At 71.1% G+C, this 24,461-nt stretch carries 23 protein-coding genes; 7 read left to right on the top strand and 16 right to left on the bottom strand.

The window, feature by feature from the left end:
• Nucleotides 1–46 precede the first annotated feature (46 nt).
• The 7 genes from FXO23_RS15725 to FXO23_RS15695 all read right to left on the bottom strand — a co-directional run bounded on the left by FXO23_RS15725 (nucleotide 47) and on the right by FXO23_RS15695 (nucleotide 9,791).
• Complete coding sequence (locus FXO23_RS15725) at nucleotides 47–1,411, bottom strand: MFS transporter (protein ID WP_158885424.1); 1,365 nt, start codon at nucleotides 1,409–1,411, stop codon at nucleotides 47–49.
• 21 nt (nucleotides 1,412–1,432) lie between these two features.
• Nucleotides 1,433–2,878 carry an FAD-dependent oxidoreductase gene (locus tag FXO23_RS15720; protein WP_158885422.1) on the bottom strand — a complete coding sequence of 482 codons (1,446 nt, stop codon included), beginning with the start codon at nucleotides 2,876–2,878 and terminating at the stop codon, nucleotides 1,433–1,435.
• Nucleotides 2,875–4,971 (bottom strand): molybdopterin oxidoreductase family protein, encoded by a 2,097-nt coding sequence (locus FXO23_RS15715; RefSeq protein ID WP_158885420.1) that lies wholly within the window; start codon nucleotides 4,969–4,971, stop codon nucleotides 2,875–2,877. Before FXO23_RS15715 ends, FXO23_RS15720 begins: the two co-directional genes overlap by 4 nt.
• A gap of 201 nt (nucleotides 4,972–5,172) precedes the next feature.
• Nucleotides 5,173–5,973 carry a TIGR02569 family protein gene (locus FXO23_RS15710; RefSeq protein ID WP_158885418.1) on the bottom strand — a complete coding sequence of 267 codons (801 nt, stop codon included), beginning with the start codon at nucleotides 5,971–5,973 and terminating at the stop codon, nucleotides 5,173–5,175.
• 283 nt (nucleotides 5,974–6,256) lie between these two features.
• Entirely contained in the window at nucleotides 6,257–7,435 is a 1,179-nt protein-coding gene (gene moeZ / locus FXO23_RS15705) for an adenylyltransferase/sulfurtransferase MoeZ (RefSeq protein ID WP_158885416.1), read from the bottom strand.
• Between the two features lie 143 nt (nucleotides 7,436–7,578).
• Nucleotides 7,579–8,718: a DUF3152 domain-containing protein gene (locus FXO23_RS15700; protein WP_158885414.1), complete on the bottom strand. Its 1,140-nt coding sequence runs from the start codon at nucleotides 8,716–8,718 to the stop codon at nucleotides 7,579–7,581.
• Nucleotides 8,719–8,810: 92 nt separating this feature from the next.
• Nucleotides 8,811–9,791: an alpha/beta fold hydrolase gene (locus FXO23_RS15695; protein WP_158885613.1), complete on the bottom strand. Its 981-nt coding sequence runs from the start codon at nucleotides 9,789–9,791 to the stop codon at nucleotides 8,811–8,813.
• Between the two features lie 159 nt (nucleotides 9,792–9,950).
• On the opposite strand from FXO23_RS15695, the gene FXO23_RS15690 reads away from it, so the two are divergent.
• Nucleotides 9,951–10,580 (top strand): TetR/AcrR family transcriptional regulator, encoded by a 630-nt coding sequence (locus FXO23_RS15690; RefSeq protein WP_158885412.1) that lies wholly within the window; start codon nucleotides 9,951–9,953, stop codon nucleotides 10,578–10,580.
• Nucleotides 10,581–10,669: 89 nt separating this feature from the next.
• On the opposite strand, the gene FXO23_RS15685 is transcribed toward FXO23_RS15690, so the two are convergent.
• Genes FXO23_RS15685 through FXO23_RS15670 form a run of 4 tightly spaced genes read right to left on the bottom strand, consistent with a single transcriptional unit; the run spans nucleotide 10,670 to nucleotide 14,478 of the window.
• Complete coding sequence (locus tag FXO23_RS15685; RefSeq protein WP_158885410.1) at nucleotides 10,670–10,831, bottom strand: hypothetical protein; 162 nt, start codon at nucleotides 10,829–10,831, stop codon at nucleotides 10,670–10,672.
• Nucleotides 10,828–12,612: a hypothetical protein gene (locus tag FXO23_RS15680; RefSeq protein ID WP_158885408.1), complete on the bottom strand. Its 1,785-nt coding sequence runs from the start codon at nucleotides 12,610–12,612 to the stop codon at nucleotides 10,828–10,830. The genes FXO23_RS15685 and FXO23_RS15680 overlap by 4 nt, the downstream gene beginning before the upstream one ends.
• 4 nt (nucleotides 12,613–12,616) lie before the next feature.
• A complete protein-coding gene (locus tag FXO23_RS15675) occupies nucleotides 12,617–13,561 on the bottom strand; it encodes an alpha/beta fold hydrolase (protein WP_158885406.1) in 945 nt (314 codons plus the stop codon).
• 11 nt (nucleotides 13,562–13,572) lie between these two features.
• Entirely contained in the window at nucleotides 13,573–14,478 is a 906-nt protein-coding gene (locus FXO23_RS15670) for an AurF N-oxygenase family protein (RefSeq protein ID WP_158885404.1), read from the bottom strand.
• A gap of 64 nt (nucleotides 14,479–14,542) precedes the next feature.
• Here FXO23_RS15670 and FXO23_RS15665 point away from each other — a divergent pair, with 64 nt between their 5' ends.
• Together FXO23_RS15665 and FXO23_RS15660 are read left to right on the top strand one after the other, a co-directional pair.
• A complete protein-coding gene (locus FXO23_RS15665) occupies nucleotides 14,543–15,328 on the top strand; it encodes a TetR/AcrR family transcriptional regulator (protein WP_158885402.1) in 786 nt (261 codons plus the stop codon).
• Nucleotides 15,329–15,347: 19 nt separating this feature from the next.
• Entirely contained in the window at nucleotides 15,348–15,683 is a 336-nt protein-coding gene (locus FXO23_RS15660; RefSeq protein WP_158885400.1) for a DUF4873 domain-containing protein, read from the top strand.
• A 179-nt stretch (nucleotides 15,684–15,862) separates the two neighbouring features.
• On the opposite strand, the gene FXO23_RS15655 is transcribed toward FXO23_RS15660, so the two are convergent.
• From FXO23_RS15655 to FXO23_RS15645, 3 genes are all read right to left on the bottom strand, one after another.
• Nucleotides 15,863–17,146 carry a heparan-alpha-glucosaminide N-acetyltransferase domain-containing protein gene (locus FXO23_RS15655; RefSeq protein ID WP_246257300.1) on the bottom strand — a complete coding sequence of 428 codons (1,284 nt, stop codon included), beginning with the start codon at nucleotides 17,144–17,146 and terminating at the stop codon, nucleotides 15,863–15,865.
• Between the two features lie 108 nt (nucleotides 17,147–17,254).
• On the bottom strand, nucleotides 17,255–17,485 hold the full coding sequence (locus tag FXO23_RS15650; protein ID WP_158885398.1) for a DUF3107 domain-containing protein: 231 nt from the start codon (nucleotides 17,483–17,485) through the stop codon (nucleotides 17,255–17,257).
• Nucleotides 17,486–17,528: 43 nt separating this feature from the next.
• A complete protein-coding gene (locus FXO23_RS15645; RefSeq protein ID WP_158885396.1) occupies nucleotides 17,529–18,182 on the bottom strand; it encodes a ferritin-like fold-containing protein in 654 nt (217 codons plus the stop codon).
• A gap of 323 nt (nucleotides 18,183–18,505) precedes the next feature.
• On the opposite strand from FXO23_RS15645, the gene FXO23_RS15640 reads away from it, so the two are divergent.
• Genes FXO23_RS15640 through FXO23_RS15625 form a run of 4 tightly spaced genes read left to right on the top strand, consistent with a single transcriptional unit; the run spans nucleotide 18,506 to nucleotide 23,063 of the window.
• A complete protein-coding gene (locus FXO23_RS15640) occupies nucleotides 18,506–20,221 on the top strand; it encodes a DEAD/DEAH box helicase (RefSeq protein ID WP_158885394.1) in 1,716 nt (571 codons plus the stop codon).
• A gap of 36 nt (nucleotides 20,222–20,257) precedes the next feature.
• Complete coding sequence (locus FXO23_RS15635; protein ID WP_158885392.1) at nucleotides 20,258–21,592, top strand: Rv3212 family protein; 1,335 nt, start codon at nucleotides 20,258–20,260, stop codon at nucleotides 21,590–21,592.
• The gene (locus tag FXO23_RS15630) at nucleotides 21,589–22,455 is read left to right on the top strand and encodes an alpha/beta fold hydrolase (RefSeq protein ID WP_158885390.1); all 867 of its coding nucleotides are present in this window, start codon (nucleotides 21,589–21,591) and stop codon (nucleotides 22,453–22,455) included. Before FXO23_RS15635 ends, FXO23_RS15630 begins: the two co-directional genes overlap by 4 nt.
• Nucleotides 22,456–22,478: 23 nt before the next feature.
• Nucleotides 22,479–23,063, top strand: coding sequence for a TetR/AcrR family transcriptional regulator (locus tag FXO23_RS15625; RefSeq protein ID WP_158885388.1), 585 nt, complete (start codon nucleotides 22,479–22,481; stop codon nucleotides 23,061–23,063).
• Here FXO23_RS15625 and FXO23_RS15620 read toward each other — a convergent pair.
• Nucleotides 23,060–23,404 (bottom strand): hypothetical protein, encoded by a 345-nt coding sequence (locus FXO23_RS15620; RefSeq protein ID WP_425484865.1) that lies wholly within the window; start codon nucleotides 23,402–23,404, stop codon nucleotides 23,060–23,062. The genes FXO23_RS15625 and FXO23_RS15620 overlap by 4 nt on opposite strands.
• The gene (locus FXO23_RS15615; RefSeq protein ID WP_179956779.1) at nucleotides 23,401–24,264 is read right to left on the bottom strand and encodes a RecB family exonuclease; all 864 of its coding nucleotides are present in this window, start codon (nucleotides 24,262–24,264) and stop codon (nucleotides 23,401–23,403) included. The genes FXO23_RS15620 and FXO23_RS15615 overlap by 4 nt, the downstream gene beginning before the upstream one ends.
• Between the last annotated feature and the right edge of the window lie 197 nt (nucleotides 24,265–24,461).

Here is a 24,461-nt window from a genome sequence, read left to right as displayed (position 1 = left end):
CCTCTCTTCCCAGGTCAGGAAGGGTGCGATGGGTACGTCGACCACGTCACACCCCGACTCCGGCGAGGGCGACCTGCTGGGAGGAGCGGGCGAATTCGCCGCGCAGGTACACCGCCCAGGTGGTCACCGCGCACACCACGTAGAAGGCCAGGAACGAGTAGAAGGCGATGTCCCCGGAGCCGAAGCTCTGGAACGAGGCCCGGAACGCCAGGTTGATGAACAATCCGCCGAGCGCCCCGATCGCCCCGGCGACGCCGATCAGCGCGCCGGACAGGCGCCTGGCCTTGAGCAGTTCGGTCGCCTGGTCCGCGCCCGCGTCGATCGCGAGCGCGGCCTTGGTGCGGAAGATCGCCGGGATCATCTTGTACGTCGAGCCGTTCCCGATCCCCGACAGCACGAACAACACGATGAAACCCAGCGTGTACAGCGACAGCGACTGCGCGTTCGAGGCGACGATGGTCAACCCGGCACCCAGCGCCATCGCCACGAAGGTGACGAGGGTGACCTTCGCGCCACCGATCCGGTCGGACAGCTTGCCGCCCAGCGGCCGGGACAGCGAACCGAGCAGCGGGCCGAGGAAGGTCACCGCGGCCGCCTGCACCGGGCTGCGGTGGAACTGGTTCTGCAGCACCAGGCCGAACGCGAAGCTGTACCCGATGAACGAGCCGAACGTGCCGATGTAGAGGAACGACATCACCCACGCCTGCGGTTCCTTGATCACCTCGCGCATCGACCGCTTGTCGTTGCGCACGCTGGCGATGTTGTCCATGTACAGCGCGGCACCCAGAGTGGCCAGCACGATCAGCGGAATGTAGATCCACAGCACCAGCCGCGGCGAGGCCGCGCCCACCGTGCCGAGCACCAGCAGGGCGACCAGCTGGATCACCGCGACGCCCAGGTTGCCACCGCCCGCGTTCAGCCCGAGCGCCCAGCCCTTGCGGCGCTCCGGGTAGAAGGTGTTGATGTTCGTCATCGATGAGGCGAAGTTCCCGCCGCCGACCCCGCCGATCGCCGCCACCAGCAGGAAAACGCCGAACGACGTGCCCGGCTGCATCACGATCGCGGCCAGGACCGTCGGCACCAGCAGCATTCCGGCGCTGAAGATCGTCCAGTTGCGGCCGCCGAACTTCGCCACCGCCAGCGTGTAGGGCAGCCGGAGGATGGATCCGACCAGGGTCGGCGTGGACACCAGCAGGAACTTGTCCGCCGCCGAGAGACCGTAGTCCTTGCCCATGAACAGGACCATGACCGACCACAGGGTCCAGATCGAGAATCCCACGTGCTCGGCGAAGATGGAAAAGATCAGGTTCCGCCGGGCCACCTTCCGCCCGGTGTTCTCCCAGAACGTCTCGTCCTCGGGATCCCAGTGCTCGATCCACCGCTTACGGGTGGCTTCCGCGGTCACGGTCATGCTCGCTCCTTTCGGGAAGATCTAGGAAGTACTTGCCAGCCAGTCCGCGATGCCGCACACCGCGTCCCGGCAGCCACCGCAGCCGGTGGTCGCCCTGGTGACCGAGGCCAGTTCGGGCACGGACGTCGCCCCGGCGCGGAACGCCTCCACCAACCGCCCCTTGGTCACCGTGTTGCACCGGCACACCACCGCCGAGGCGGGCAGATCGGCCGGGCTGGCGGCGACGGCGGCCGCGGTGGGCAGCGCGCGGCCGAGCAGCAGGGCGAGCCGGTCTTCGGGCACCGGCACGCCCCGGTCGTAGAGCTGGGTGATGGTCGCCGCGGCGTCCGGGGAACCCAGCAGGATGGCCCCGGCGACCTTGTCGTCGCGGACGACGAGCTTGGCGTAGCGGCCGCGGGCGGGGTCGTGCAGGCTCACCACCTCGGTGTGCTCGTCGTCGGTCTCGACGAGCGCGTCACCGAACGCGGCGAGGTCGATGTCGCGGGCCTTGAGCCGGGTCACCACCGGCGTGCCCCGGTACCGCGCGGCGGTGTTCGTGCCGGTCAGCAGGTCCGCGAGCACCCCGGCCTGTTCCCAAGCCGGTTGCACCAGCCCGGAAACCGTGCCCGGGTGCTGGGCGCAGTCGCCGATCGCGTGCACCCGGCCGTCGCTGGTGCGCAACGCGTCGTCCACGAGCACCCCGCGGTCCACCGCGATCCCGGCGTCGGCGGCCAGCGAGGTCTGCGCCCGCACCCCGGCCGAGACGACCACGAGATCGGCCTGCACATGCGTGCCGTCGTCGAGTTTCAGGCCGTCGCCGGGCAGGTACCGGGCCGCGCTCGCGCCGAGCCGGAAGTCGATGCCCAGCCGGGAAAGCGAGCGCGCGAGGACACGGCCCGCGGCCGGGTCGAGCTGCCGTTCCATCAGGTGCCCGACCGGGTGCACCACGGTCACCAGGTTTCCGCGCCCGGCCAGGCCGCGCGCCGCTTCGAGGCCGAGCAGCCCGCCCCCGACCACCGCGACCGGCGCGCCGATCTTGGCGTGCGCGAGGATCCGCTCGCAGTCGTCCAGGCCGCGGAAGGCGACCACGCCGTCGGCCGGGTAACCGTCCTCGGTGATCAGGCCCTCGATCGGCGGCAGCCACGGCTTGCTGCCGGTGGCCAGCACCAGGGCGTCGTAGTCCACTGTGGATCCGTCGGAAAGCGCCACGGTCCGGGTGGTCCGGTCGATCCGGGTGGCGGCGACCCCGCGCAGCAGGGTCACGCCGTGGCGTTCCGCCCAGTCCTCCTCGTGCAGCAGCACGGTTTCCGGGCGCATGGTCCCGGCGACGACCGCGGAGAGCAGGACGCGGTTGTAGGCGTGGTGGGTCTCCTCGCCGATCACGGTCAGCGCGACGCGTTCGCCTTCGGGGTCGCGGTGGCGGATCTCCTCGGCCAGCCGGGCTCCCGCCATACCGTAACCGAGAACGACGACCTTGCGCGGGTTCATGAGTCACCGTCCACAGTGGAAAGATTCACGGCACAGACCTTGAATTCGGGCATCCGGCTGGTCGGGTCCAGGGCCGGATTGGTGAGCAGGTTCGCCCGCTGGTCACCGGGGAAGTGGAAGGGCAGGAAGACCAGATCCGGCCGCATCGTGGGGACGCAGCGCACCCGGGCCGTCGTCTCGCCGCGCCGGGAGGCGATCCGGGCCCGGTCGCCGTCGGCGAGCCCGCGGCGGGCCGCGGTGTCCGGGTGGACCTCCACGTAGGCCTCGGGCACCGCGTCGCTCAGTTCCTCGATCCGGCGCGTCTGCGCCCCCGACTGGTAGTGCTGCAGCACCCGGCCGGTGGTGGCCTGCAGGGGGAACTCGGCGTCCGGCGGTTCGGCCGGGCCGACGTGGTCGACCGGGACGAACCGGGCCCGCCCGTCGGCGTGCGCGAACCGGTCCAGGAACAGGCGCGGCGTGCCGGGGTGCGTTTCGGCGGGCACCGGCCAGTGCAGCGCCTCGCCCGCGCGCAGCCGCTCGTAGCTGATCCCGGAGTAGTCGGCGAGCCCGCCGCGGGAGGCCGCGCGCAGTTCGGTGAACACGGTTTCCGCGTCGACGGGGAAGCGATCGGCGGGCTGGCCGAGCCGGATCGCCAGCCCGTTCAGCACCTCGAGATCGGTGCGCACGCCCGCCGGGGGCCGGATCGCCTGGCGGCGCAGGAGGATCCGGCCCTCCAGGTTGGTCATCGTGCCCTCTTCCTCGGCCCACTGGGTGACCGGGAGCACGACGTCGGCGAGCGCCGCGGTCTCGGACAGCACCAGATCGGCGACCACCAAGAGATCCAATGTGGACAGTCGCTCGGCGACATGCGCGGCGCGGGGCGCGGAAACCACGACGTTGCTGCCGAACACCAGCAGCGCGCGGGGACCGTCCTCGGTGCCGAGCGCGTCCAGCAGTTCGTAGGCGGAACGACCGGGACCGGGCAGTTCGTCCGGCTCGACACCCCAGATGTTCGCGACGTGCTCGCGGGCGGCCGGATCGTCGATCTTGCGGTACCCGGGGAGCTGATCGGCCTTCTGCCCGTGCTCGCGGCCGCCCTGGCCGTTGCCCTGCCCGGTCAGGCAGCCGAATCCGGATCCTTTGCGACCCGGCAGGCCGAGCGCGAGCGCGAGATTGATCCACGCGCTGACCGTGTCCGCGCCGCTCGCGTGCTGTTCGGTGCCGCGCGCGGTGAGCACGTAGGCGTTGCGGGCCCGGGCCAGTTTCGCGGCGACCCGGCGCTGGTCCGCGGCGGCGACCCCGGTGATCCGTTCCACGCGTTCCGGCCACCACCGGGCCACGATCCGCCACACCGCGTCGAATCCGCGAGTCCGTGTGTCTACATAGGACCAGTTGAACAGCCCGTCGGCGACCACGGCGTGCAGGATTCCCAGGGCCAGCGCGAGATCCGTGCCCGGCGCCGGGGCGAGGTGCAGGCTCGCCTGTTCGGCGGTCGGCGTGCGGCGCGGGTCCACGACGATCAGCCCGCCCGCATCGGTCGCGCCGCGCAGGTGCTGGACGAACGGCGGCATGGTCTCCGCCGGGTTGGCGCCGACGAGCAGCACGGCGTCCGCTTCGGCCAGATCGGTGAGCGGGAACGGGAGGCCGCGGTCGATCCCGAACGCCTTGTTCCCGGCGGCCGCCGCCGACGACATGCAGAACCGCCCGTTGTAGTCGATCTGCGAGGTGCGCAGCGCGACCCGGGCGAATTTGCCGAGGAGGTAAGCCTTTTCGTTGGTGAGCCCGCCGCCGCCGAACACGGCGGCCGCGTCTTTCCCGTGCGCCGCCTGGATCTCGGTGAGTTTGCGGGCGATGAGGTCGAGCGCGGTGTCCCAGGTGGACGGCCGGAGTTCGCCGTCGACGCGGACCAGCGGGGTGGTGAGCCGCGCGGGCGAGGTGAGCAGGGCGGCCGACGTCCAGCCCTTCTGGCACAGACCGCCCGCGTTCGCGGGGAAATCCCTTGGTGTGACTTGAGTCTCTCCCGGTCGCGGGGTGAGGCTCATGCCGCATTGCAGTGCGCAGTACGGACAGTGCGTGTCCACGGCCGTGGCAGGGGCGGTCGCGGTGAGCGTCACGTGCTGCCTCCTCTCGCGTCGGCGTGGGTCGACGGTAAGGAGGCGGTGTTACCTGGAAATGCCCGAATGTTTCAGGCGTTTGACATTGCACTGGTGTCCGGGCTGGTGGCTGGTGAGATCTCCCCCGCCTGCGTCAGACCGGTCACTTTGGTGGGAAAGTGCCGCGGTCAAGCCGCTGACCGGCACTTTCTCCCGAAACGATCAGACGAATTCGCTGACCTCGCGGGCGGCGGCGCGCAGACCGTCCAATGCGGCCTTGGTCGACTTCGGGTTCAGCGCGTTCGCGGCGAGCCGGAACAGCATGGCGCGCAACAACATCTGCGGCCACTCCGGCAGGTGCGCCCACCGGTGCAGCAGTTCGATGTCGGCGCCGCCCCAGGCGAGCGCGTCCACCGCGACGACCGCCGCGCCCCATTCGGCCGGGCGGTAGTAGGGGCTGAAGTCGACGATGCCCGGGGCCGCGTCCCCGTCGAAGAGCACGGTGCCGAACAGGTCGCCGTGCACCACCTGATCCGGCTGCCGCATCGGCCGCCGCGCGGCGGCGAGGATCTCGAACCAGCGCCCGCCCTTGGTCTCGTCGAGCGGCACCTCCCGCTCGCCCCAGGCGACCCGGTCGGCGATCGCGTCCACATCGTCCTCCGGGACGCGGTAGGACGGCCGGGGCAGTCCCACGGCGGCCTGGGACAGCCGGACGGCCGCGAGCACCACCTCGTCGAACCGGCCCTGCTCGGTCGATCCGGTGACATACCGGTTCGCCGCCCAGCCCGCGAGGATCCAGCGGCCGTCGGTGGCGCGGATCGGGCGGGCCACCCGCAGTCCGGGCACGTCGACGCGTTCGAGGACGCGGGCGACGAACATCGCGCGGGCCCGGTCCGTCACCGGTTTCAGCACGACCGCACCGCAGCGCCAGGCGAGGCCGCCCGGCATCGGCTCGGCGTCGGCGGCCCGGACGCCGAACGCGGCGCAGACGTGCTCGGGCGGGCGTTCGCGCGGTGCGGACACGCCGCAGGACGTTACCGGCCCGAGCACACTTTTTGGCGTCCTGGCGCAAGGATTTTCACGCTTGCGGCAGGCAGGCGCGCGGGACCGACGGGTTCGGCGAACGGTCGCCGAGTGGGGTGGGTCGTGAGCGTTCCGACCGGTTCTAACCGGCCTGGCCACTCACGACCCCCAGCACCCGGTCACCAAAAAATAGCGGGGGACCTTTACTCCCGTTCAACCGTAGTAAAGGTCCCCCGCTCCCGTTGAGCCGTAGCGAAGGTCCCTTCCTGCCGCCGTCAGCCGGTCAGTAGGTGGGCAGGCTCTGGTCGATCTGGCGAGCCCAGGCGAGGACCCCGCCGCCGAGGTGGGTGGCGTCCTTGAAGCCCGCCGCGTGCAGTGCCGCCAGGGCTTCCGCCGACCGCGCGCCCGATTTGCAGTGCAGCACGATCGGCTTGTCCTGCGGCAACTCCGCGAGCGCCTCGCCGGAGAGGATCCGGTCCTTCGGGATCAGCTTGGCGCCCTTGATGTTCACGATCTCGTACTCGTGCGGTTCGCGGACGTCGATCAGCTCGAAGACCTCGTCGTTGTCGAACTTGGCCTTCAGCTCCGCCGGGGTGATCGTGCTGCCGGACGCCGCGCGGGCCGCCTCGTCGGACACCACGCCGCAGAACGCCTCGTAGTCGATCAGCTCGGTGATCTTCGGCGTCTCCGGGTCCTTGCGGATCTTGACCTCGCGGTAGCGCATCTCCAGCGCGTCGTAGCTGATCAGCCGGCCGAGCAGCGGCTCGCCGATCCCGGTGATGAGCTTGATCGCCTCGGTCACCATGATCGAACCGATCGACGCGCACAGCACGCCGAGCACGCCGCCCTCGGCGCACGACGGCACCATCCCCGGCGGCGGGGGCTCGGGGTAGAGGTCGCGGTAGTTCAGGCCCTTGCCGTTCGGCGCGTCCTCCCAGAACACGCTGACCTGGCCCTCGAAACGGAAGATCGAACCCCACACGTACGGCTTGCCCAGCAGCACCGCGGCGTCGTTGACCAGGTACCGGGTGGCGAAGTTGTCCGTGCCGTCCAGGATCAGGTCGTAGCCCTCGAAGATCTTCAGCGCGTTCGTGCTGTCCAGCCGCTCGGTGTGCAGGTGGACCTTGACGTACGGGTTCACCTCGGCGATCGACTCCTGCGCGGAGGCCGCCTTGAGCTTGCCGATGTCGGACTGGCCGTGGATCACCTGGCGCTGCAGGTTCGACTCGTCGACCTCGTCGAAGTCCACGATGCCGAGGGTGCCCACCCCGGCCGCGGCGAGGTAGAGCAGTGCCGGGCTGCCGAGGCCGCCAGCCCCGATCACCAGCACTTTCGCGTTCTTCAACCGCTTCTGCCCGGTCATCCCGACGTCCGGGATGATCAGGTGCCGGCTGTACCGGGCCACCTCTTCCTTGGTGAGCTCGGCGGCTGGCTCCACGAGCGGTGGCAGCGTGCCTGACATCGGGTCCTCCATCTCACGCGGATCGCGTCGTCGCATCCCAGTATCCACAACGCGCGCAGGCAAGCCGACCTTCCCGGCGTCCACATACTGGGAGCCAGCGCCATCCGCAGGGCATTCGCCCGGCGGAAGATCTAGGAAAAGATCTAGGGGTTCGGGAACGGGTTCGGCTTGCAGACCTTGCCGTCCGCCGCGACCTTGCCGTAGTTGGTCGGATCGACCTGGTTCAGCTGCGCCACGTAGTCGTTGGAGACGCCGAACGACTGCTGCATCATCACCGGCGCCGGGTCGCCGTCCTTCCCGCAGCCGACGTGACCGTTGCCCAGCGCGTGCCCGACCTCGTGGTTGATCGCGTACTGCCGGTACAACCCCAGATCGGAGCCGAACGCCGCGGCCCCGCGCACCCAGCGCGCGAGATTGATCACCACGCGGTTTTCGAAGCTCCGGCGGTAACAGGACGCCTCGTACTTGATCTGGAAGTCGCAGACGTCCGGCCGGTGATCGGTCTCCGGTGTGGTCAGGCTCACCCGGAAATCGGGGTCCGGTTTGCTGCCGTCCACCCACTGCAGCGAGATCCCGCTGTTGCCACCGGTCCACCCCTTCGGGTTCGCCAGGATCCCCTCGACGGCCCGGGCGAACGCGTCGTCGCCGGCGTAGCTGGCCGGGTCGATCCCGTTCTCCACCTCGATCGTGTACGTGTACGCGCGTTTGGTGCCCTTGCCGACCTTCTTGCCCAGGCCCGGCGGCACCGGGAGGACGCGGTAGGTCCCCGCGCCCTTGGGGGTGAAGTCGGCGCCCGCCGGCAGTTCGGCGGTCGGGATGTTCAGGTTGACCGGCTGGGCGGGGTTCTCGGTCGCCACCGGGCCGCCGTCCGCGCCGGCGGCGCCCGCCGACGCCGCGTTCTGCTGGTCACCGGTCTCCGGCGAGCTGGTCGCGGTCTGGAACACCACCAGCGCGGTCAGGACGACCAGCACCGGCAGCGCGTAGACCCGCCAGCCGTAGACCTTGGTGAGCCTGCCGAGCCCGCGCTTCTTGCGCGGGCGGCTTCGAGCGCCCTCGTCGTCCTCCTGCTTCGGCTGCCAGGAGGCGGTGAGCGGCTCCGCGGAGGTCCGGCGCGCCCCCGGCCGGTAGCGCTCCTCGTGGGCCCGCACGGCCCGCGGCACGGACGCCTTGGGCCGGTACTGCCCGGTCCCGCCGGGCGTCTGCGCCAGGGGTGAACGACGGGGCAACGGCGGGGTCTGAGCCCGCTGACCGTCGCCTCGCGCGCCGTGCGTCACCCGGTTCACGCACCCCAGGGTGCCACATGCGGACGGTCGTTCACGCGGCGACTGGCGCATCACACAACCGATTCCTTCACCCGGTCGGCGTAACGCGCCGCCTACCAGCGGCGCGTCGCCGACCGCTCCCACATGCCGAGGACGGCCTTCGCCACGGTCACCGGCCGTTCCATCTGCGCCACGTGCCCGGTCCGGGGCAGCACGAGCAGCCGCCCCCGCGGGAGCAGGCTCGCCGTGCGCGCGGCGCGGCGGACCGAGATGACCCGGTCCTGGGTCCCCCACACCACGAGCGACGGCATCGACGCCTTCGGCGCCACCGACCAGAGCGATCCGTCGCCCCCGGTGAACCAGGTGCGGAAGATGCCGAACGTGCTGCGCGCGAGCGCGGGCGTCGCCCAGGCGAGCCCGGCCCTGGCCTGGGCCTCCTCGGCCAGTTCGGCCAGCCGGTGCTCGGGGAACGCGTCCGGCTCGGCGAAGCACAGCCGGATCACCTGCGACGCGCGCTCCCGGGGCCCCAGCGCGGCGAGCTGGCGCCGGACGCGGCGCCCCACCACGGGCAGGTAGGCGAGCATCATCCGCGGATCGGAGAGCCTCCGGGGGTCGGGCCGCCGGTCCGGCATGGCGGGCGACACCAGGGTCAGCGTGCGCACCAGCTCGGGCCTGCGCGCCGCGAGCAGCAGGGCGACCGCGCCGCCCATCGAATTGCCCACCAGATGCACCGGCCCGGCCTCCAAACCGGTGACGAACCGGCCGAGGATCTCGGCGTGCGCGTCGAGCGAGAAGTCGAAACCGTCCGCGGGCTCGGAGAACCCGAACCCGGGCAGGTCCACCGCGACGCCCTGGGCGAACGGCGCGAGCTGCGCGGCCAGATCGGTCCAGTTGGTGGACGAACCGCCGAGCCCGTGCACGTAGACCGCGGTGGCCTCGGTGTTCCCCGGCGTGCGCCGGACGTGCAGCCGCACCCCGCCGACCTCCTCCACCCCGCCCGGCCAGGGCGGCGCGTGCTCGTCGAGCGGCGGCAGCGGGGTGGCCGAGAACGGCACGTGCGTGATCGGCGGCCGGTCTGGCGTCTCCCTGTCCATCCGGGACGCCGCGGCGGTGGAAGTCGTTTCGGACACTCTGACAATATGCCTGATCTCCCCAGGTACTTGGCATATCCGGTCTACCGGCGAGTAGTGTCGGGTCAGCTCCGCGCGGTGGTGACCCCACTCGCGAAGCGGCGGAAACATACTGGAGGAACCATGACGGAGACCGCGCCACTACAGCCGCGGGGCGTGCGCCTGCCCCGGACCGAACGGCGCGCGCAGCTGCTCGCCGCCGCGCAGCGCGTGTTCTCGGCGAACGGCTACCACGCGGCCGCGATGGACGAGATCGCCGATCAGGCCGGGGTCAGCAAACCGGTGCTGTACCAGCACTTCCCGGGCAAGCTCGACCTCTACATCGCCCTGCTGGAAAGCCATGTGGACGAGCTGGTCCGCCGGGTGCGCGAGGCGCTCGCGTCCACCACGGACAACAAGCAGCGCGTCCCGGCCACCGTGGGCGCGTTCTTCGACTTCGTCAACGGCGACGCCGGCGCGTTCCGGATGGTCTTCGAATCCGACCTGCGCGGCGAGCCCGCGGTGCAGGAGGCGGTGGACCGGGCCACCTCGGCCAGCGTGGACGCGATCACCGAGACGATCACCGCGGACGCCGGGCTCGACGAGGACCGCGCCCGGCTGCTCGCCGTCGGCCTGGTCGGGCTGAGCCAGGTCAGCGCGCGGTTCTGGCTGGCCCACCACAGCACGATCAGCAAGGAAGAGGCCGTCGCGCTCACCTCGACGCTGGCCTGGAAGGGCATCGGCGGCGGCTTCCCGTTGCACCCGCAGGGCTGACGTCCCCCAATGTGGCTTTCGGGGCGTTGAAAGTACCCAATGCGGCATTGGGGGCGTTGAGGGTTACGGAGGCCGCATTGGGGGCGGGGCTAGCTCGCCGGATCGTCGTCCTCGCCGTCTTCGGGTTCGCGCTTGCGCGCGACCACGATGAACACGGCCAGGACGATCAGCGGCCCGACGACCATGCCGATCTCGTCCCAGCCGCCCTGGTGCATCATCACCACCCGCGCGGCGAGCGGCATCGCGTTCATCCCGTCAGCGCGGACGTGCGCGCGGTGCCGCCCGAGGCCCGGGTGAGCGCCACGCCGCTGCTGCCGATCATCGCCAGGAACACCAGGCCGACGACCAGGTAACCGCTGGTCCACAACCAGCCGGGGACCCCGTCCTTCTCCTCCGGGCGCAGCAGTTTCTTCTCCTCGACGAAGTCCCGGGTCACCCCGGAGACCGCGGGCACGCCGGGCGCGCCGATCGCCGGATCGGCCGGGAAGTGCACGGCCAGCGCCACCAGGTCCTTCGGCGCGTGGTGCAGCCGGACGACCGTCTTCCACTCGCCGTGCACCGGCAGCGAGCCGGCGGACCGGTACGTGCCGTCACCGGCCGGGTTCATCGGCACCCGGATCAGGCCGCCGCCCTGCCAGGCGAGCGCGTCGAACCAGATCGCGCCCTCGGCCACGTCACCGGGCGCGGTCCGCACGGTGATCACCGCCTCGCGCCGCGGGCCGGACTTCACGTCCTCGAGGGCGAGCGTGCCGCCCGCCCTGGTGTCCGCGGTCGGCGGGATGGTCAGGCCCAGCACCACCGCGACCACGCCCACCGCCACCGCGGCGATCCGGCCGCCGGGCAGGCTGGGCACGCGGACCGGTTCGTCCCGGGCGATGTCGTCCAGCCGCGCGGACAGCCACGCCGACAGCACCCCGCCCGCGGTTCCGGTCACCGCCGCCACCGGCAGCGCCCACGCCAGCAGGTTCGCCGGCCACGGCACCGCGGAGAAGACGCCCTGCCAGACGTACTCGGCGAGCACGCCGATCGTCCCGATCAGGAACCCGGACAGTGCGCCGAAGGCCAGCCTGCGCCGCTCCGGCGAGAGGGCCAGGGCGGCCCCCTCGATCAGCAGCGCCTCGGCGATCAGCAGCGGGAAATGCGGCAGGGACAGGCCGAACCCGCCCGCGACGATCAGCGCGAGCACCGCCCGCAGCGCGGCGAAGATCGCCACCGCGAGCAGCGTGGAACCGCGGCCGAACCGGGCCCGCACGCCCGCCAGCACGGCGGCCGCGCAGAACGCGAGCAGGGCCGGGTGGTTCAGCAGCGGGAACTGGGACGCGCCGTCGTCGTACTCCATGGTGTACAGGCAGGCGCAGAGCAGGGTCGCCAGCGCCGCGCCGAACTCGTAGCCCCGCAGCCACCGGTTCTCCCCGGTCACCTGCCGGGCCTCGGCCGCGAGCAGCCAGGCGCCGACGAACGAGAACAGCGCCCCGCCCATCAGCAGGATGTGCGTCGGCCCCCACAGCGTGACGTCCTGGCCGAAGATCCGGTGCCACACGTCGTCCATCGGGAACGCCGCGAACGCGAAGAAGGCGGACAGCGTGATCAGCGCGGCGCCGTAGGGCACCCGCCACGCGCGGCCCAGGCGGAAGGTGCGGCGGGGCCGCCGCTTGTCCGCCAGTGCCAGCGAAAACCCGCCCGCGGCGAGGAAACCCAGCAGCCCGGCGAACATGAAGTAGTGCGCCGGGTTGGCCAGCGGGCCCTCGTCCCGGCCGAGGTCGAAGTGGATCGAGACGTCCCAGTAGACGCCGACCCCGGCCGAGGCGATGGACGCCAGGTGCACCAGCGCGGGCAGGGCCACCCAGCGCGGCACCCCGGCGGCGACGGCGAGCGCGTCGGCCAGCTTGCCGACGATCGTGCGGTGCCCGAGTCCCTCCCGCCAGATGACGTAGGCGATCGCGGCGAACACCAGGGTGGTGAACCCCGCGACGATGGCGATCTGGTCGAAGGCCGCTCCCCCGGCGGGTTTGACCTGCTGGGCGAGGAACATCGGGCTACTTCCTCACCTTTTCCCGGACCGCGTCGCGCACCAGCGCGCCGATCCGGACGGCAACCTCGGCCCCGCGCTCCTGGCACAGCATGTGCCCGGCGCCCGGATACCGGACGAACTCGGCGTGGGGGAGTTCTTCGGCGATCACGTGCGCGTGCGACGGCGGGCAGAGCCGGTCGCGGTCACCGGCCAGCACCACCGCGGGCGTGCCGCGCAGCGCGGCCAGCGCGACCCGCTTGTCGTGCCGGGAGATCGCGTTCTGGAACTCGCCGACGCTCGCCGGATGCGCGGAGAGCAACTGCTCCGCGACCGAGTCCAGATCGGCGCGCCGGGGCCGCTTGCCGAAGACCAGGAACCGCGCGCCCGGCCGCACCAGCGCGGGTTTCAGCGGCAGCGCGTCCCGCCGCTGTCGCGCGAGGAACTTCGCCAGGTACCGCTCGAACCGGGCCGCGCCGCTGCCCATGAGCCCCGGCAGGCCGAGGGTGATCCGGTCCATCTGCCCCGACGAGGTCGCCACGAAGGCGACCGCGACGACCCGGTCGGCGACCAGTTCCGGGTGCCGTTCGGCCAGTTCCATGATCGTCATACCGCCCATGGAATGCCCGGCCAGCACCAGCGGACCGTGCGGCGCCTTCGCCTCGAGCAGTTCGGCGAGGTCGTCGGCGAGCTGGGGAATGGTCGCGGTGCCCGGCGCCGCCGGAGCCGAGCCGCCGTGGCCGCGCAGGTCGTACCGCAGCACCCGCACCGGCCCGGTGACGGTTTCGTCGAACTCGGCCAGCACCCGGTCCCAGGTGCGGTGGTCCTGCGTCCAGCCGTGCACCAGCACGAGGGTCACCGGGGCGTCCTCGGGGCCGGTGAGCGTGAAGTGCAGCGCGGTCCCGTCGCCGGTGACGAACCGGTGCTCGCGCGCCGGATCCCAGGAGACGGGCACCGTGTGCAGTGCGGTCATCGGCGTCCCCGTCACTTCTTGGGCAGCAGGCCGGACCGGCGCCACAGGATCATGCCCGGGCCCTTGACCAGACCGGCTTCCTGCAGGAACGGCATGATCTTCTCGCCCGCGTAGGTGATCGTCTCGCGCCAGTGCGGGTTGGCCATGGCCGCCTTGCGGCCTTCGCGCGGGCTGATCCCCACGGACTTGTAGACGTTCGGGTTGATCAGCGTGCGCACGATCGCGAACGACACGATCGCCATCAGCAGCCGCTGCCAGGCCAGCACCGGCCGGGACAGTTTGCCCATCCCGCGGTTGACCTCCTCGCGGGCGAACGTGACGTGCCGCGCCTCCTCCAGCACGTGGATCCGGTTCACCATGCGCACCAGCGGCTGGATGTCCGGATCGTTCATCTGGTCGCGCTGCAGCCGGTCGAGGATCTCCTCGGCGACCAGCACCGAGCCGTAGGCCGCCGGGCCGTGCGCGATCATCGGCAGGATCTTGGCGACCTGGCGCAGCCACTTCACCGGACCGTAGGCCGGGACGCCGAAGCGCGACGCCATCTTCGCGAACATGGTCGAGTGGCGGCACTCGTCCGCGATCTCGGTCAGCGCGTACTGCGCGTGGCTGGTCGTGGGGTCGACGTTGTAGACCTGCTTGAGCAGGATCTGCATGAGCAGGATCTCGAACCAGATGCCGTTGGTCGCCACGCTGACGACCTCGTGCTTGGTGAGCTCGATGCGCTGTTCGGGGGTCAGCCGGTCCCACAGCGGCGTGCCGTACAGCGACGAGCGGTGTTGCGGCAGGAAGTATTGACCGTCGGCCAGGGGCGCGTCCCAGTCGATGTCGACCTCGGGGTCGTAGAACTTGTTGGCCGACGACTTGAGCAGCCGTTCCGCGGTCTTCTCGCGACTTGGCTCGTTGAGCGTCCGCGTCATTGCTAAGCCCCACCCTTCGTGACCCAAATGACTGTAACTTGAGGTAACAGTTACCTCTGGTAGCATGAGGCCCGTGGCGGATCGTGTCAAGCGCAGCAGCAAGCACTCCAGCAAGCACCCCATCCCGGGGGAGGCGGGCACCGGCGACGCGCGCCGGGACCGCTGGCGCAAGCACCGGATCGCCCGCCGGGCCGAATTCGTCGAGGCCGCGCTCCGGGCGCTCGACGAGCACGGGCCCGACCTCGGCATGGAGGATGTCGCCGCCGCCGCGGGGGTCACGAAACCCGTGCTGTACCGGCATTTCGACGACAAGGCCGATCTGTACGTGGCGCTCGGCCAGCGCGGCACCGAGATGCTGTTCGAGCGCCTGATCCCGGCCATCAACGCCGAACTCGCGCCGGTGCCGCGGATCCGCATGGCCCTGGACGCGTTCTTCACGGTCATCGAGGAGCACCCGAACCTCTACCGGTTGCTGGCGCGCGGTTCGCTGACCGACAAACCGATCGATTCGGACGTCGTCGCGGAGGACAAGGAACTCATCGCGACCGCGCTGACCGCGCTGCTCGGCGACTACATGCGGATGTTCAACATGGACTCCGGCGCCGCGGAACCGTGGGCGCACGGGATCGTCGGCATGGTGCAGAACACCGGCGAATGGTGGCTGGACCGGCAGTCGATGGGCCGGGACAGCGTGGTCGAGTACCTCACGCAGATCATCTGGGCCGCGATCGACGGCCTGACCCGGCAGCACGGGGTCGTCATCGACCCGAACCTGCCGCTGGAAGAGAACAAGATCGTCCAGCTCGCCGCCGCGAAACCCGAGGGCGAGCGGGAATCGGATGTCAGCTAGCGGGCAAGGAGGCCCCCGAGTGAGCGAACACGACGAGCACGACGAAGACGGCTACACCGGCGCCGCCACGCTGATCGTGGCCGACACCGAGATCCCGATCGAGGTCGAACTGCGCGGGCACTTCCAGCCGATCGACGGCTACTACCGCTGGTACGGCCGGATCGTGGCGAACGAGCAGCTCGACAAGATCGCCGAGGGCAAGAAGAAGCCCGCCGAGATCCGCACCCCGGACGGCTCGGCCAAGGGCGAGATCTCCGATCCGGACCCGTGGGGCCGGTACCGGATCATGGGCACCAGCACGCCCCCGTTCCACGTGCCGACCTCGCTGGAGGAGCTGGAACAGCTGGGCTCCTGACTGCCCCGGGCCACCTGCCGACGGGGTCGTGAGTGTTTGGACCGGTTCTAACCGGCCTGTTCACTCACGACCCCAGCACCGGGTCACCGCGAAATAGCAAGGGACCTTTACTCACGTTCTGCCGTAGTAAAGGTCCCTCGCTCACGTTTGAGCGGAGCGAAGGTCCCTTCCTGCCGCCGCTACGACCGCTGGGCGGGGATGCGTGGCCGGATCACCCGGTTCGGCCACTTCGAGAGCACGTGCAGCAGCCATTCCAGGGGCCCCCGCCCGATCCAGCGTTTCCACGCGACCGCGGCCACGATCGCGACCGCCGAGAACTCCAGGAAGTGCAGCAGGCTGAACGCCGATTCGTCGTCCGCGTTCCACAGCAGCCAGATCGCGATGAAGTGGAACACGTACGCGCTCAGGATCACCGAGCCGAGATCCGCGAGCGGCCGCAGGAACCGGGCGCACCGCCGCATCAGCAGCTGGCACCCGCCGATCACCGCGGCCGCGACGCCGATGCAGGCGACGAAGTCGAACGGCGTGTACGAATGCGCGCTGGACACCAGTTCCCAGGCCAGGGTCGTGGTCGGCGGGGTGCCGTGGATGTTGTTGAGGTGGAAGCCGAAGTACTGCTCCGGGGTCATCCCGGCCCGCGCCGCCGCCGGGGCGAGCGTCTCGTAGATCCGCCGCATCCCGCCGAACACGTCCGTGGCCAGGTAGGACGCGCCGTACGCGAGCACGGCCAGCGCGGTCCCGCCGAGGAACAACCGGCGGCACACCAGCGGTGACCGCAGGTCCAGCCGCCCGATCGCCATCCCGGCGAACAGGTACGTCATCAGGCCGACCGCCGGGAACGTGCCGGTCAGCACCAGGATGGTCAGCGCCTCCCCGAACGAGCCGAAGTGTTCGAACCGCGCGTCGGGCAGGAGGTAGTACAGATCGCGCGGGGCCACCGCGGCGCGGATGAAGTACGACGCGAACGGCACGACCACCGCCGTCACCGCCGCCGCGATCGCCAGCGCCTTGGCCCGCATCCGCAGGAACGGGATCGCCACCAGGAAACAGATCCCGTAGTAGGAGAGGATGACCAGGTACCCGGTGTTCAGGTTGGTCAGCCACAGCCCCAGCGCCATGATCAGCGGCGCCCGGGTGGCCAGCCGCAGCGAGACGCGGGTCTGCGCGAGCCCGGTCTTCGGCTCCCGGCCACCGGACATCAGCGCGATGGACACCCCGGCGAGCACCGCGAACAACGCGGCCGAACGCCCCTCGAAAGGGCGGAACAACACCCCGGCGCCGCCCTGGGACGGATCCGGCCCGACGTGGGCCGCGTACATCCCGAGCACCGCGAGCCCGCGGGCCACGTCGATCCCGGCCAGCCGGGGAACGCGTGGCGCGATCCCGGGGATCCGTCTGCTGTCCTGCCGACCCGGCTTCGTGAGTAGCTGGTCGGGTTCCGCTGCGACGGTAACGACGTCCACCTCAGCTCTCAGCTAGTCGACAGGGGCTGGACAGATCCTGACGAGCCTAACTGAGAGGTTCCTGAGACCGCGCGGTGACTGAGCTGTGACTTCACCCCGCTAAGGGACCTAGGAACCGACGGCGAACCCGACCTTGCGCACGTCGGACGGCGCGACCTCGACGTAGGCGATCCGGTCGGCCGGGACCAGGAACTTGCGGCCCTTGTCGTCGGTGAGGCGGAGCAGGCCGTCGGTGGACTTCAACGCCTCGGCAACCAGGGCCTCGACCTCGTCCGTCGACTGGCCGCTGGACACCACGAGCTCTCGCGGGGTGTCCTTGATGCCGATCTTGACCTCCACGTGCGACCTCCGCAGTTGTTTCCGCAAGCTTTACCGGGAAAGCCTAACCGAGACCGAGCACCTGCATCCGCTTGGTGTGACCCTGCTGAAGCCGCCGGAACAGGGCGGCGATCCCGGCGAGGTCGCCCGATCCCGAGATGATCAACTCGGCCAGCCCGTCCCGCTCGGCCACCACGTACTGGGCCTGGGTGAGCGCCTCGCCGAGCAGCCGCCGGCCCCACAGCGCGAGCTTGTCCCGCGTCTTGCGGTCGGCCTCGATCCCGGCCTTGACTTCGCGCTCGGCGAACGCCGAATGCCCGGTGTCGGCGAGCACGGTGAGCACCAGGTCCTTGGTCTCCGGATCCAGCCAGTTCGCGATCTCGCTGTACAGATCGGCCGCGAACCCGTCACCGACATACGCCTTGACCAGGGACTCCAGCCACGACTTCGGTTCGGTCGAGGCGTGCCAGGCGTCGATGCGCTGGATGAACGGCGCCATCGCGTCCTCGACCGCGACGCCGTGCTCGGCCAGGTGCTTCTCCAGCAGGCCGTAGTGGCCGATTTCGGCGGCGGCCATGGACGCCAGGGCCGCGTGCCCGGACAGCGTCGGCGCGCTGCGCGCGTCCTCGGCCATCCGGTCGAACGCGGACAGTTCCAGGTAGGCCACCACGCCGAGCAGGTCGACAACGCCTTCGGAGATCTTTCGCGCCTCGGTCACGCCGAGAGCGTATCCCCCGCCGGAAGGAGACCAATCCCACGCGGACTCGCCGTGCCCGAAGTGCGGAGATCAAGAAGTGGCAAGGTACACTTTCAATTGTATTGACAGGAGCCGCCGTGGCTCCGCAGCGCGTCCCTCCATGAAGCAGACGAGCTTCCTACCTGGGAGAACGACAAATCGGACGCCTCAGCCGCGGTGGAGACAGTGTGCGTGCACGCCTCGAGCGGCATTCCCGCGCAGGCCAGGTTCGCCGAGTGCCGGCGACAAGCCGAGCGAACCCCGTGCGGTCGAGTGTCGGACGTGACCAAGCCGTGCGCGCTGGCATGAGAGAGGCGATCACTCTGACCGCAACCCCGTCGGAAGACGACACCACCACCCCTACCGACCCGGTCGTCCTGGAGCACAGCGAAAGCGGGCTCCCGGAGACCGACCCCTCGCACCCGCTGCAGGCGGGCCACGAGGTCACGCCCGAATCGCCCACTTTCGCCGAATTCGGCGTGCGCCCGGAAATCGTGCGCGCGCTGTCCGCGGCGGGCATCGAGCGGACCTTCGCGATCCAGGAGCTGACCCTGCCGCTCGCGCTGGCCGGGAACGACCTGATCGGCCAGGCCCGCACCGGGATGGGCAAGACGCTGGGCTTCGGCGTGCCGCTGCTGCAGCGGATCACCACCCCGGGCGACGGCACCCCGCAGGCGCTGGTCGTGGTCCCGACCCGCGAACTGTGCCTGCAGGTCACCCACGACCTCACCGACGCCGGCAAGCACCTCGGCATCCGTACGCTCTCGGTCTACGGCGGGCGGCCCTACGAGCCGCAGATCGAGGCCCTGCGCAAGGGCGTCGACCTGGTGATCGGCACCCCGGGCCGGCTGCTGGACCTGGCCGAGCAGCGCCACCTGGTGCTGGGCAAGGTGCGCGGCCTGGTGCTCGACGAGGCCGACGAGATGCTCGACCTCGGCTTCCTCCCGGACATCGAGCGGATCCTGCGGATGGTCCCCGACGAGCGGCAGACCATGCTGTTCTCGGCCACCATGCCCGGCCCGATCATCACGCTGGCCCGCACGTTCCTCAACCAGCCCACGCACATCCGGGCCGAGGAGAACGACGCGGGCGCGGTGCACGAGCGCACCACCCAGTTCGTCTACCGGGCGCATTCGATGGACAAGCCCGAACTGATCGCGAAGACGCTGCAGGCCGAGGGCCGCGGCCTGACGATGATCTTCACCCGGACCAAGCGCACCGCGCAGAAGGTCGCCGACGACCTCGCCGAACGCGGGTTCGCCGCCGCCGCGGTGCACGGCGACCTGGGTCAGGGCGCGCGCGAGCAGGCCCTGCGGGCGTTCCGCTCCGGCAAGATCGACGTGCTGGTCGCCACGGACGTGGCCGCCCGCGGCATCGACGTGGACGACGTCACGCACGTGATCAACTACCAGACCCCGGAGGACGAGAAGACCTACGTCCACCGCATCGGCCGCACCGGCCGGGCCGGGAAGACCGGCGTCGCGATCACCCTCGTCGACTGGGACGAGGAAGCGCGCTGGAAGCTCATCTCGGACACCCTCGGCCTGGACAAGCCGGAGCCGGTGGAGACCTACTCCACCTCGAAGCACCTGTTCAGCGACCTGGGCATCCCGGAGGACGCGACCGGGCGGCTGCCGCTGGCCAAGCGCACCCGCGCCGGGCTCGCCGCGGAGTACGAAGAGGACCTGGGCAAGAAGCGCCGCGGCCGCTCCGAGCAGAGCTCCCGCAGCCGCACCCGCAAACCGCGCGTCCGCACCCGGGGCGGCGCCCGGGCCGCGGCCGCGATCGAGGCCGCCGACGCCGCGAAGAAGTCCGAGGGCGAGGGCGGCGCCACCGAGGGCGCCGCGCGCACCCGCCGTCGCCGCACCCGCGGCGGCAAGCCCAGCGGCGAGACCTCCGGCCCCGCGGAGAAGGACACTTCGGACAACGCCGAACGCCCGGCCCGCCGCCGTCGGCGCCGCCGGTCGGGCACCCCGAACACCACGGCAAACGCGTCTGATACATCCTCGTCGGCAGACTGATAGGCCCAGGAGCCGACGACCGGGGAGCCAGAGGACGTGAGCGAGCCCGTTGAGGGTGGGCGGCACCGCCGTCCCGCCGGTGAGGACATCGGCGCCGAAGACGTGTTGCCCGTTCCGGTCGAAGGCGGCGGCGCGCCCCGGCACGCCGTCGAACCGGTCGCCCGGCGCTCGCCGTGGAACCGCCGGGGCGACCGGGTGGCCGCGGCGATGATCGTGGTGGTCTGCGTGGTCGCGGGCGTGCTCATCTGGGCGGGCAGCGACCACCGGGCGACCGTTTCGGAGACCGCGAACGCCGCCGCCGAACTGCCGCCCGCCCCGGACGCGGTGCCCGGCTCGCTCACCCAGGTGTGGCAGGCGCCGAGCGGGGCCACCACCGCGCCGGTGACCGAGGGAACGAGCGTGGTGACCGGCTCCGGCGGCGAGGTCGACGGCCGGGACCCGGTCACCGGCCAGATCCGCTGGCGCTACGCCCGCGACATCCCGCTGTGCACGATCGGCGGGGCGTGGTCGCGGGTGAACGCGGTGTACCGCAAGGAGATCGGGTGCAGCGAGGTCACCCAGCTCGACCCGTCGACCGGGCACCGCACCGCGCAGCGCAACGGCGACGCCGAACTCGGCACCCGGCTGCTCAGCGACGGCTCGCACGTCACCGCCACCGGGCAGCGCCTGCTCAACACCTGGCGCGACGATCTGGTCAAGAGCATGGAGTACGGGCAGGTGCCCGCGCTGGTCAACCCGGAGAAGCAGCCGCGCACCGGCTGCACGTACGGCTCGGTGGCCGTGTCGTCGGGCAAGGTCGGCGTGATCGAACGCTGCCCGGGCGACCTCGCCGACCGGTTCACCGTGTACAAGTCGACCGGCGACAAGGAGGACGAACCGAAGGTCCTGTTCAGCGCGCTGCTCGCGGGCCGCTCGGCGAAACTGGTCGCGATGTCCGGTGACTCCGCGGCGATCGCGTTGCCGGAACAGCAGTTGCTGGTGCTCTACGGCGCGGACGGCAACCAGCGCGCCGCCTACCCGCTCACCATTCCCGCGGCGGACCTCGCGCAGGACCCGCCGGGCGGGGTACTGCCGACGACCACGACCGCGAACAACGTGTACTGGTTCACCGGCTCGAAGACCATGGCCCTGGCCAAATCCGATCTGACTCCACTGTGGACACTCGACGGCACGCTCGGCCCGGGCGTGCTGTTCGCCAAGCAGCTCGTGGTGCCGATCAAGGGCGGGCTCGCGGTGCTCGACGAGCAGACCGGCACGACGATCCGCACGATCGGCGTCGACCGGCACGGCTATCAGGGCCCGGTCCGGCTGGGCGCGCTCGGCCCGATGCTGTTCGAACAGCGCGGCGACACGCTGGCGGCGTTGCGATGAGTGTGGTGGAAAGCGGCCGGGTCGGGCAATTGACCCCGCACCACGCCGAACGCGTCGACCTGCCGGGCCGCCACGGCCCGATCGCCGCCCTCCGCACACCGGGCGCGGCGGACGCGACCGTGCTGCTGGTGCCCGGGTACACCGGGTCCAAAGAGGACTTCGCACCGCTGCTGGACCCGATCGCGGCGGCCGGGTTGCGGGCGGTGGCGATCGATCTGCCCGGCCAGTACGAGTCGCCGGGCCCGGACGACGAATCGGCGTACCTGCCCGGCCCGCTCGGCGAGGAGGTGGCCGAACTCGTCGGCACGTTCGACGGTCCGGTCGTGCTGCTCGGCCATTCCTACGGCGGGCTGGTCGCGCGCGGCGCGGTCCTCGCCGGGGCCCCGATCGCCGGGCTGACCCTGCTCGACAGCGGTCCGCGGCACCTGCCCCGCGGTATGCGGTGGGACGCGTTGTCGATCGGCGAACCGCTGCTGCGCGCCGACGGGCTCGCCGCCGCCTACGTCGAGCGCGAGAAGGTGAGCGCCCGCTTTCCCGTGTGGGCGCTGCTGCCCGCCGAACTCAAGGACTTCTTCCGCGCCCGGTTCCTGGCGTCGGCCCCGGCCGCCCTGCTCGGCATGGCGCAGGGGCTGCGCACCGAACCGGACCGCGTCGACGCGCTCGCCGAAGCCCTCGCCGGGCGGCCCCGGCTGGTCGCCGCGGGCGAGAACGACGACGCGTGGCACGTTCCCGAACAACGCGAGATGGCCCGCCGCCTCGACGCGCCGTTCGCGCTGGTGCCCGGCGCCGCGCACTCCCCCAACATCGAGAACCCCGCCGGGCTCCTGGAGGTCCTGCTCCCTGCCTGGCGGTCCTGGCGCTAGATCGCGGTGTGTACGCTGTAGACATGGCTGATCAGGGCACCGGGGAACGGATCGCGTCCGCGGCATTGGCGATCCTGGTCGAGGAGGGCGCCCAGGCGGTGACCATGCGCCGGGTCGCCGCCGCCGCGGGGGTCACGCCGATGGCGACCTACCGGCACTTCCCGAACCGCGAGACGTTGCTGCGCTCGGTGGCCGAAGCCGGGCTCGCGGAGCTGGCGCAGGACTGGGGCAAACACGTCGAGGCCGCGGATATGAACACGCGCCTGGAGTCGTTGCTGACCGACTTCCTCGATTTCGCGCTCGGCAAGCCGAATCTCTACACCTTCCTGCTCACCGACCGGCGGGAGGCGGCACGCCGGTTCCCGGAGGACTTCCGGTCCGGCGGGTCGGCGGCGTTCAACCCCGTCTACGAGGCCGTGCAGGACTGGATGCGGGAGGGGTTGCTGCGTCCGGACGATCCGCTGGAGGTCACGCTCGCGCTCACGTCGCCGGCTCAGGGGCTGGTGCAGCAGTACCTCGCCGGCCGCATGGCGCTGTCCGAGGCCGATTTCCGCGCGCTCTGCCGGCGAACCGTGGAACGGGTGCTCAACGGCGTCAAGGCGCCCTAGAACCACCAGAACAGCGACATCGCGAGCACGGTGTCCGCCACCACCACGAGGCCCGCGATCCCGGCGACCCGGCCGCGGCGGTGGTCGGCGATCCACTGGGCCGCCACCGCGACGACCGCGGCGACCGGGTGACCGATCAGCGACACCGCCCCCGGCCCGGGTGCGGTGGAGAGCAGGGTGATCCCGAGGACCACGAGGGCGAGCACGACCAGGCCCGCGGCGAGCGATCCGGTCAGGCCGCGCCACCAGCGGACGGCGGGCCGCTCCCCGGGCGTGCCTGATGCTCCCAGCTCCAACTCTTCGGTTTCCGCTTCCGGTCCCAACTCGTTACCCGTCCTCACGGTGCCAGCAGATCCCACGATTTCGCCGCCGGTGCGGCCTGCTGTCCCTCGGCGCAGCTCGGGCGGAAGTCGCACCACGCGCAGCGCCGGCCGGTCTGCGGTGGGAACAGGACGTCCGCGTCCCCGCCCGCGGCAAGCGTATCCGCCGCGAGCCGGAGATCTTCGGCGGTCTCCTCGGCGCGGACGAGCTGGCGGCGCAGGCTGTCGTCGGTGTGCTCGGCGGCGGCGATGGTGCCGGTCGGCACGTGGTGCAGTTCGACGCGGTGGCACGGGCGGCGCAGGGTCCGGGCCGAGGCGACCGCGTACATGGCGAGCGCCTGGGAACCGCGGGCCTCGTACTCGTCGGGCGGGCGGCGGCCGGTCTTGTAGTCGATGATCACCAGTTCGCCGTCGCGTTCGTCGATCCGGTCCGCGCGGCCCTCGATGATCATCGTCGGGTTCGCGCGCCCGCCTTCGTGCGGGTTGACCGGGGCGGAGATCCAGCGCTCCAGGCCGACCGGGTCGATGGTGACGTCGTTCTCCTCGACGTAGTCGGCGACCCAGGATTTGGCACGCTCGCGGTAGATCGCGGCCTGCGCGGCGTCGGCGAACCCGGCGTCCTTCCAGTGCTCGGTGAGCAACGCGGCGGCGCGCGCCGGGGTCCGCTTCTCCACCGGCAGGTCGAACAACGCCCGCAACGCGTTGTGCACCACCGCGCCGAGCGTGCTGTGCGCCCACGGCCCGGTGCGCTGCGGCGTCGGGCGATCCAGGTACGCCATGCGGTACCGGCGAGGGCAGTCCTCGAACGTGGCCAGGCGAGCCGGGCTCACCTTGGTCAGCCGCCGAGGCTGCACCCCGAAGTCGAAACCGATCTGCTCCACCGGCAAACACCCCTGCTCCACGGGAAAAGCTCCCCCGGGTTCCACGCTACGCACCCCCACCGACACTCTTCGCCCCCGGGGCACCGATCCGGCAGCGAGGGACCTTTGCTATCGCTCGCCTGGAGCAAGGGACATTCGCTACGGCTAACCGAGAGCGAGGGACCTTTGCTCCAAGTTCGCTCCAAGTTCGTGAGCGG

It is taken from the genome of Amycolatopsis anabasis (genome assembly GCF_009765355.1).
In the GTDB taxonomy this organism is placed as follows: Bacteria; Actinomycetota; Actinomycetes; order Mycobacteriales; family Pseudonocardiaceae; genus Amycolatopsis; species Amycolatopsis anabasis.
Note: the sequence above shows the minus strand (reverse complement) of the source record. Positions and strands in the feature narration are given on the sequence as shown.

Coding starts and splice junctions, on each gene's coding strand:
- FXO23_RS15720 (WP_158885422.1), bottom strand. CDS start 2,878: ATGAACCCGCGCAAGGTCGTCGTTCTCGGTTACGGTATGGCGGGAGCC.
- FXO23_RS15690 (WP_158885412.1), top strand. CDS start 9,951: ATGACGGAGACCGCGCCACTACAGCCGCGGGGCGTGCGCCTGCCCCGG.
- FXO23_RS15625 (WP_158885388.1), top strand. CDS start 22,479: ATGGCTGATCAGGGCACCGGGGAACGGATCGCGTCCGCGGCATTGGCG.
- FXO23_RS15675 (WP_158885406.1), bottom strand. CDS start 13,561: ATGACCGCACTGCACACGGTGCCCGTCTCCTGGGATCCGGCGCGCGAG.
- FXO23_RS15725 (WP_158885424.1), bottom strand. CDS start 1,411: ATGACCGTGACCGCGGAAGCCACCCGTAAGCGGTGGATCGAGCACTGG.
- FXO23_RS15685 (WP_158885410.1), bottom strand. CDS start 10,831: ATGAACGCGATGCCGCTCGCCGCGCGGGTGGTGATGATGCACCAGGGC.
- FXO23_RS15630 (WP_158885390.1), top strand. CDS start 21,589: ATGAGTGTGGTGGAAAGCGGCCGGGTCGGGCAATTGACCCCGCACCAC.
- moeZ (WP_158885416.1), bottom strand. CDS start 7,435: ATGTCAGGCACGCTGCCACCGCTCGTGGAGCCAGCCGCCGAGCTCACC.
- FXO23_RS15695 (WP_158885613.1), bottom strand. CDS start 9,791: ATGGACAGGGAGACGCCAGACCGGCCGCCGATCACGCACGTGCCGTTC.
- FXO23_RS15670 (WP_158885404.1), bottom strand. CDS start 14,478: ATGACGCGGACGCTCAACGAGCCAAGTCGCGAGAAGACCGCGGAACGG.
- FXO23_RS15680 (WP_158885408.1), bottom strand. CDS start 12,612: ATGTTCCTCGCCCAGCAGGTCAAACCCGCCGGGGGAGCGGCCTTCGAC.
- FXO23_RS15640 (WP_158885394.1), top strand. CDS start 18,506: ATGAGAGAGGCGATCACTCTGACCGCAACCCCGTCGGAAGACGACACC.
- FXO23_RS15665 (WP_158885402.1), top strand. CDS start 14,543: ATGAGGCCCGTGGCGGATCGTGTCAAGCGCAGCAGCAAGCACTCCAGC.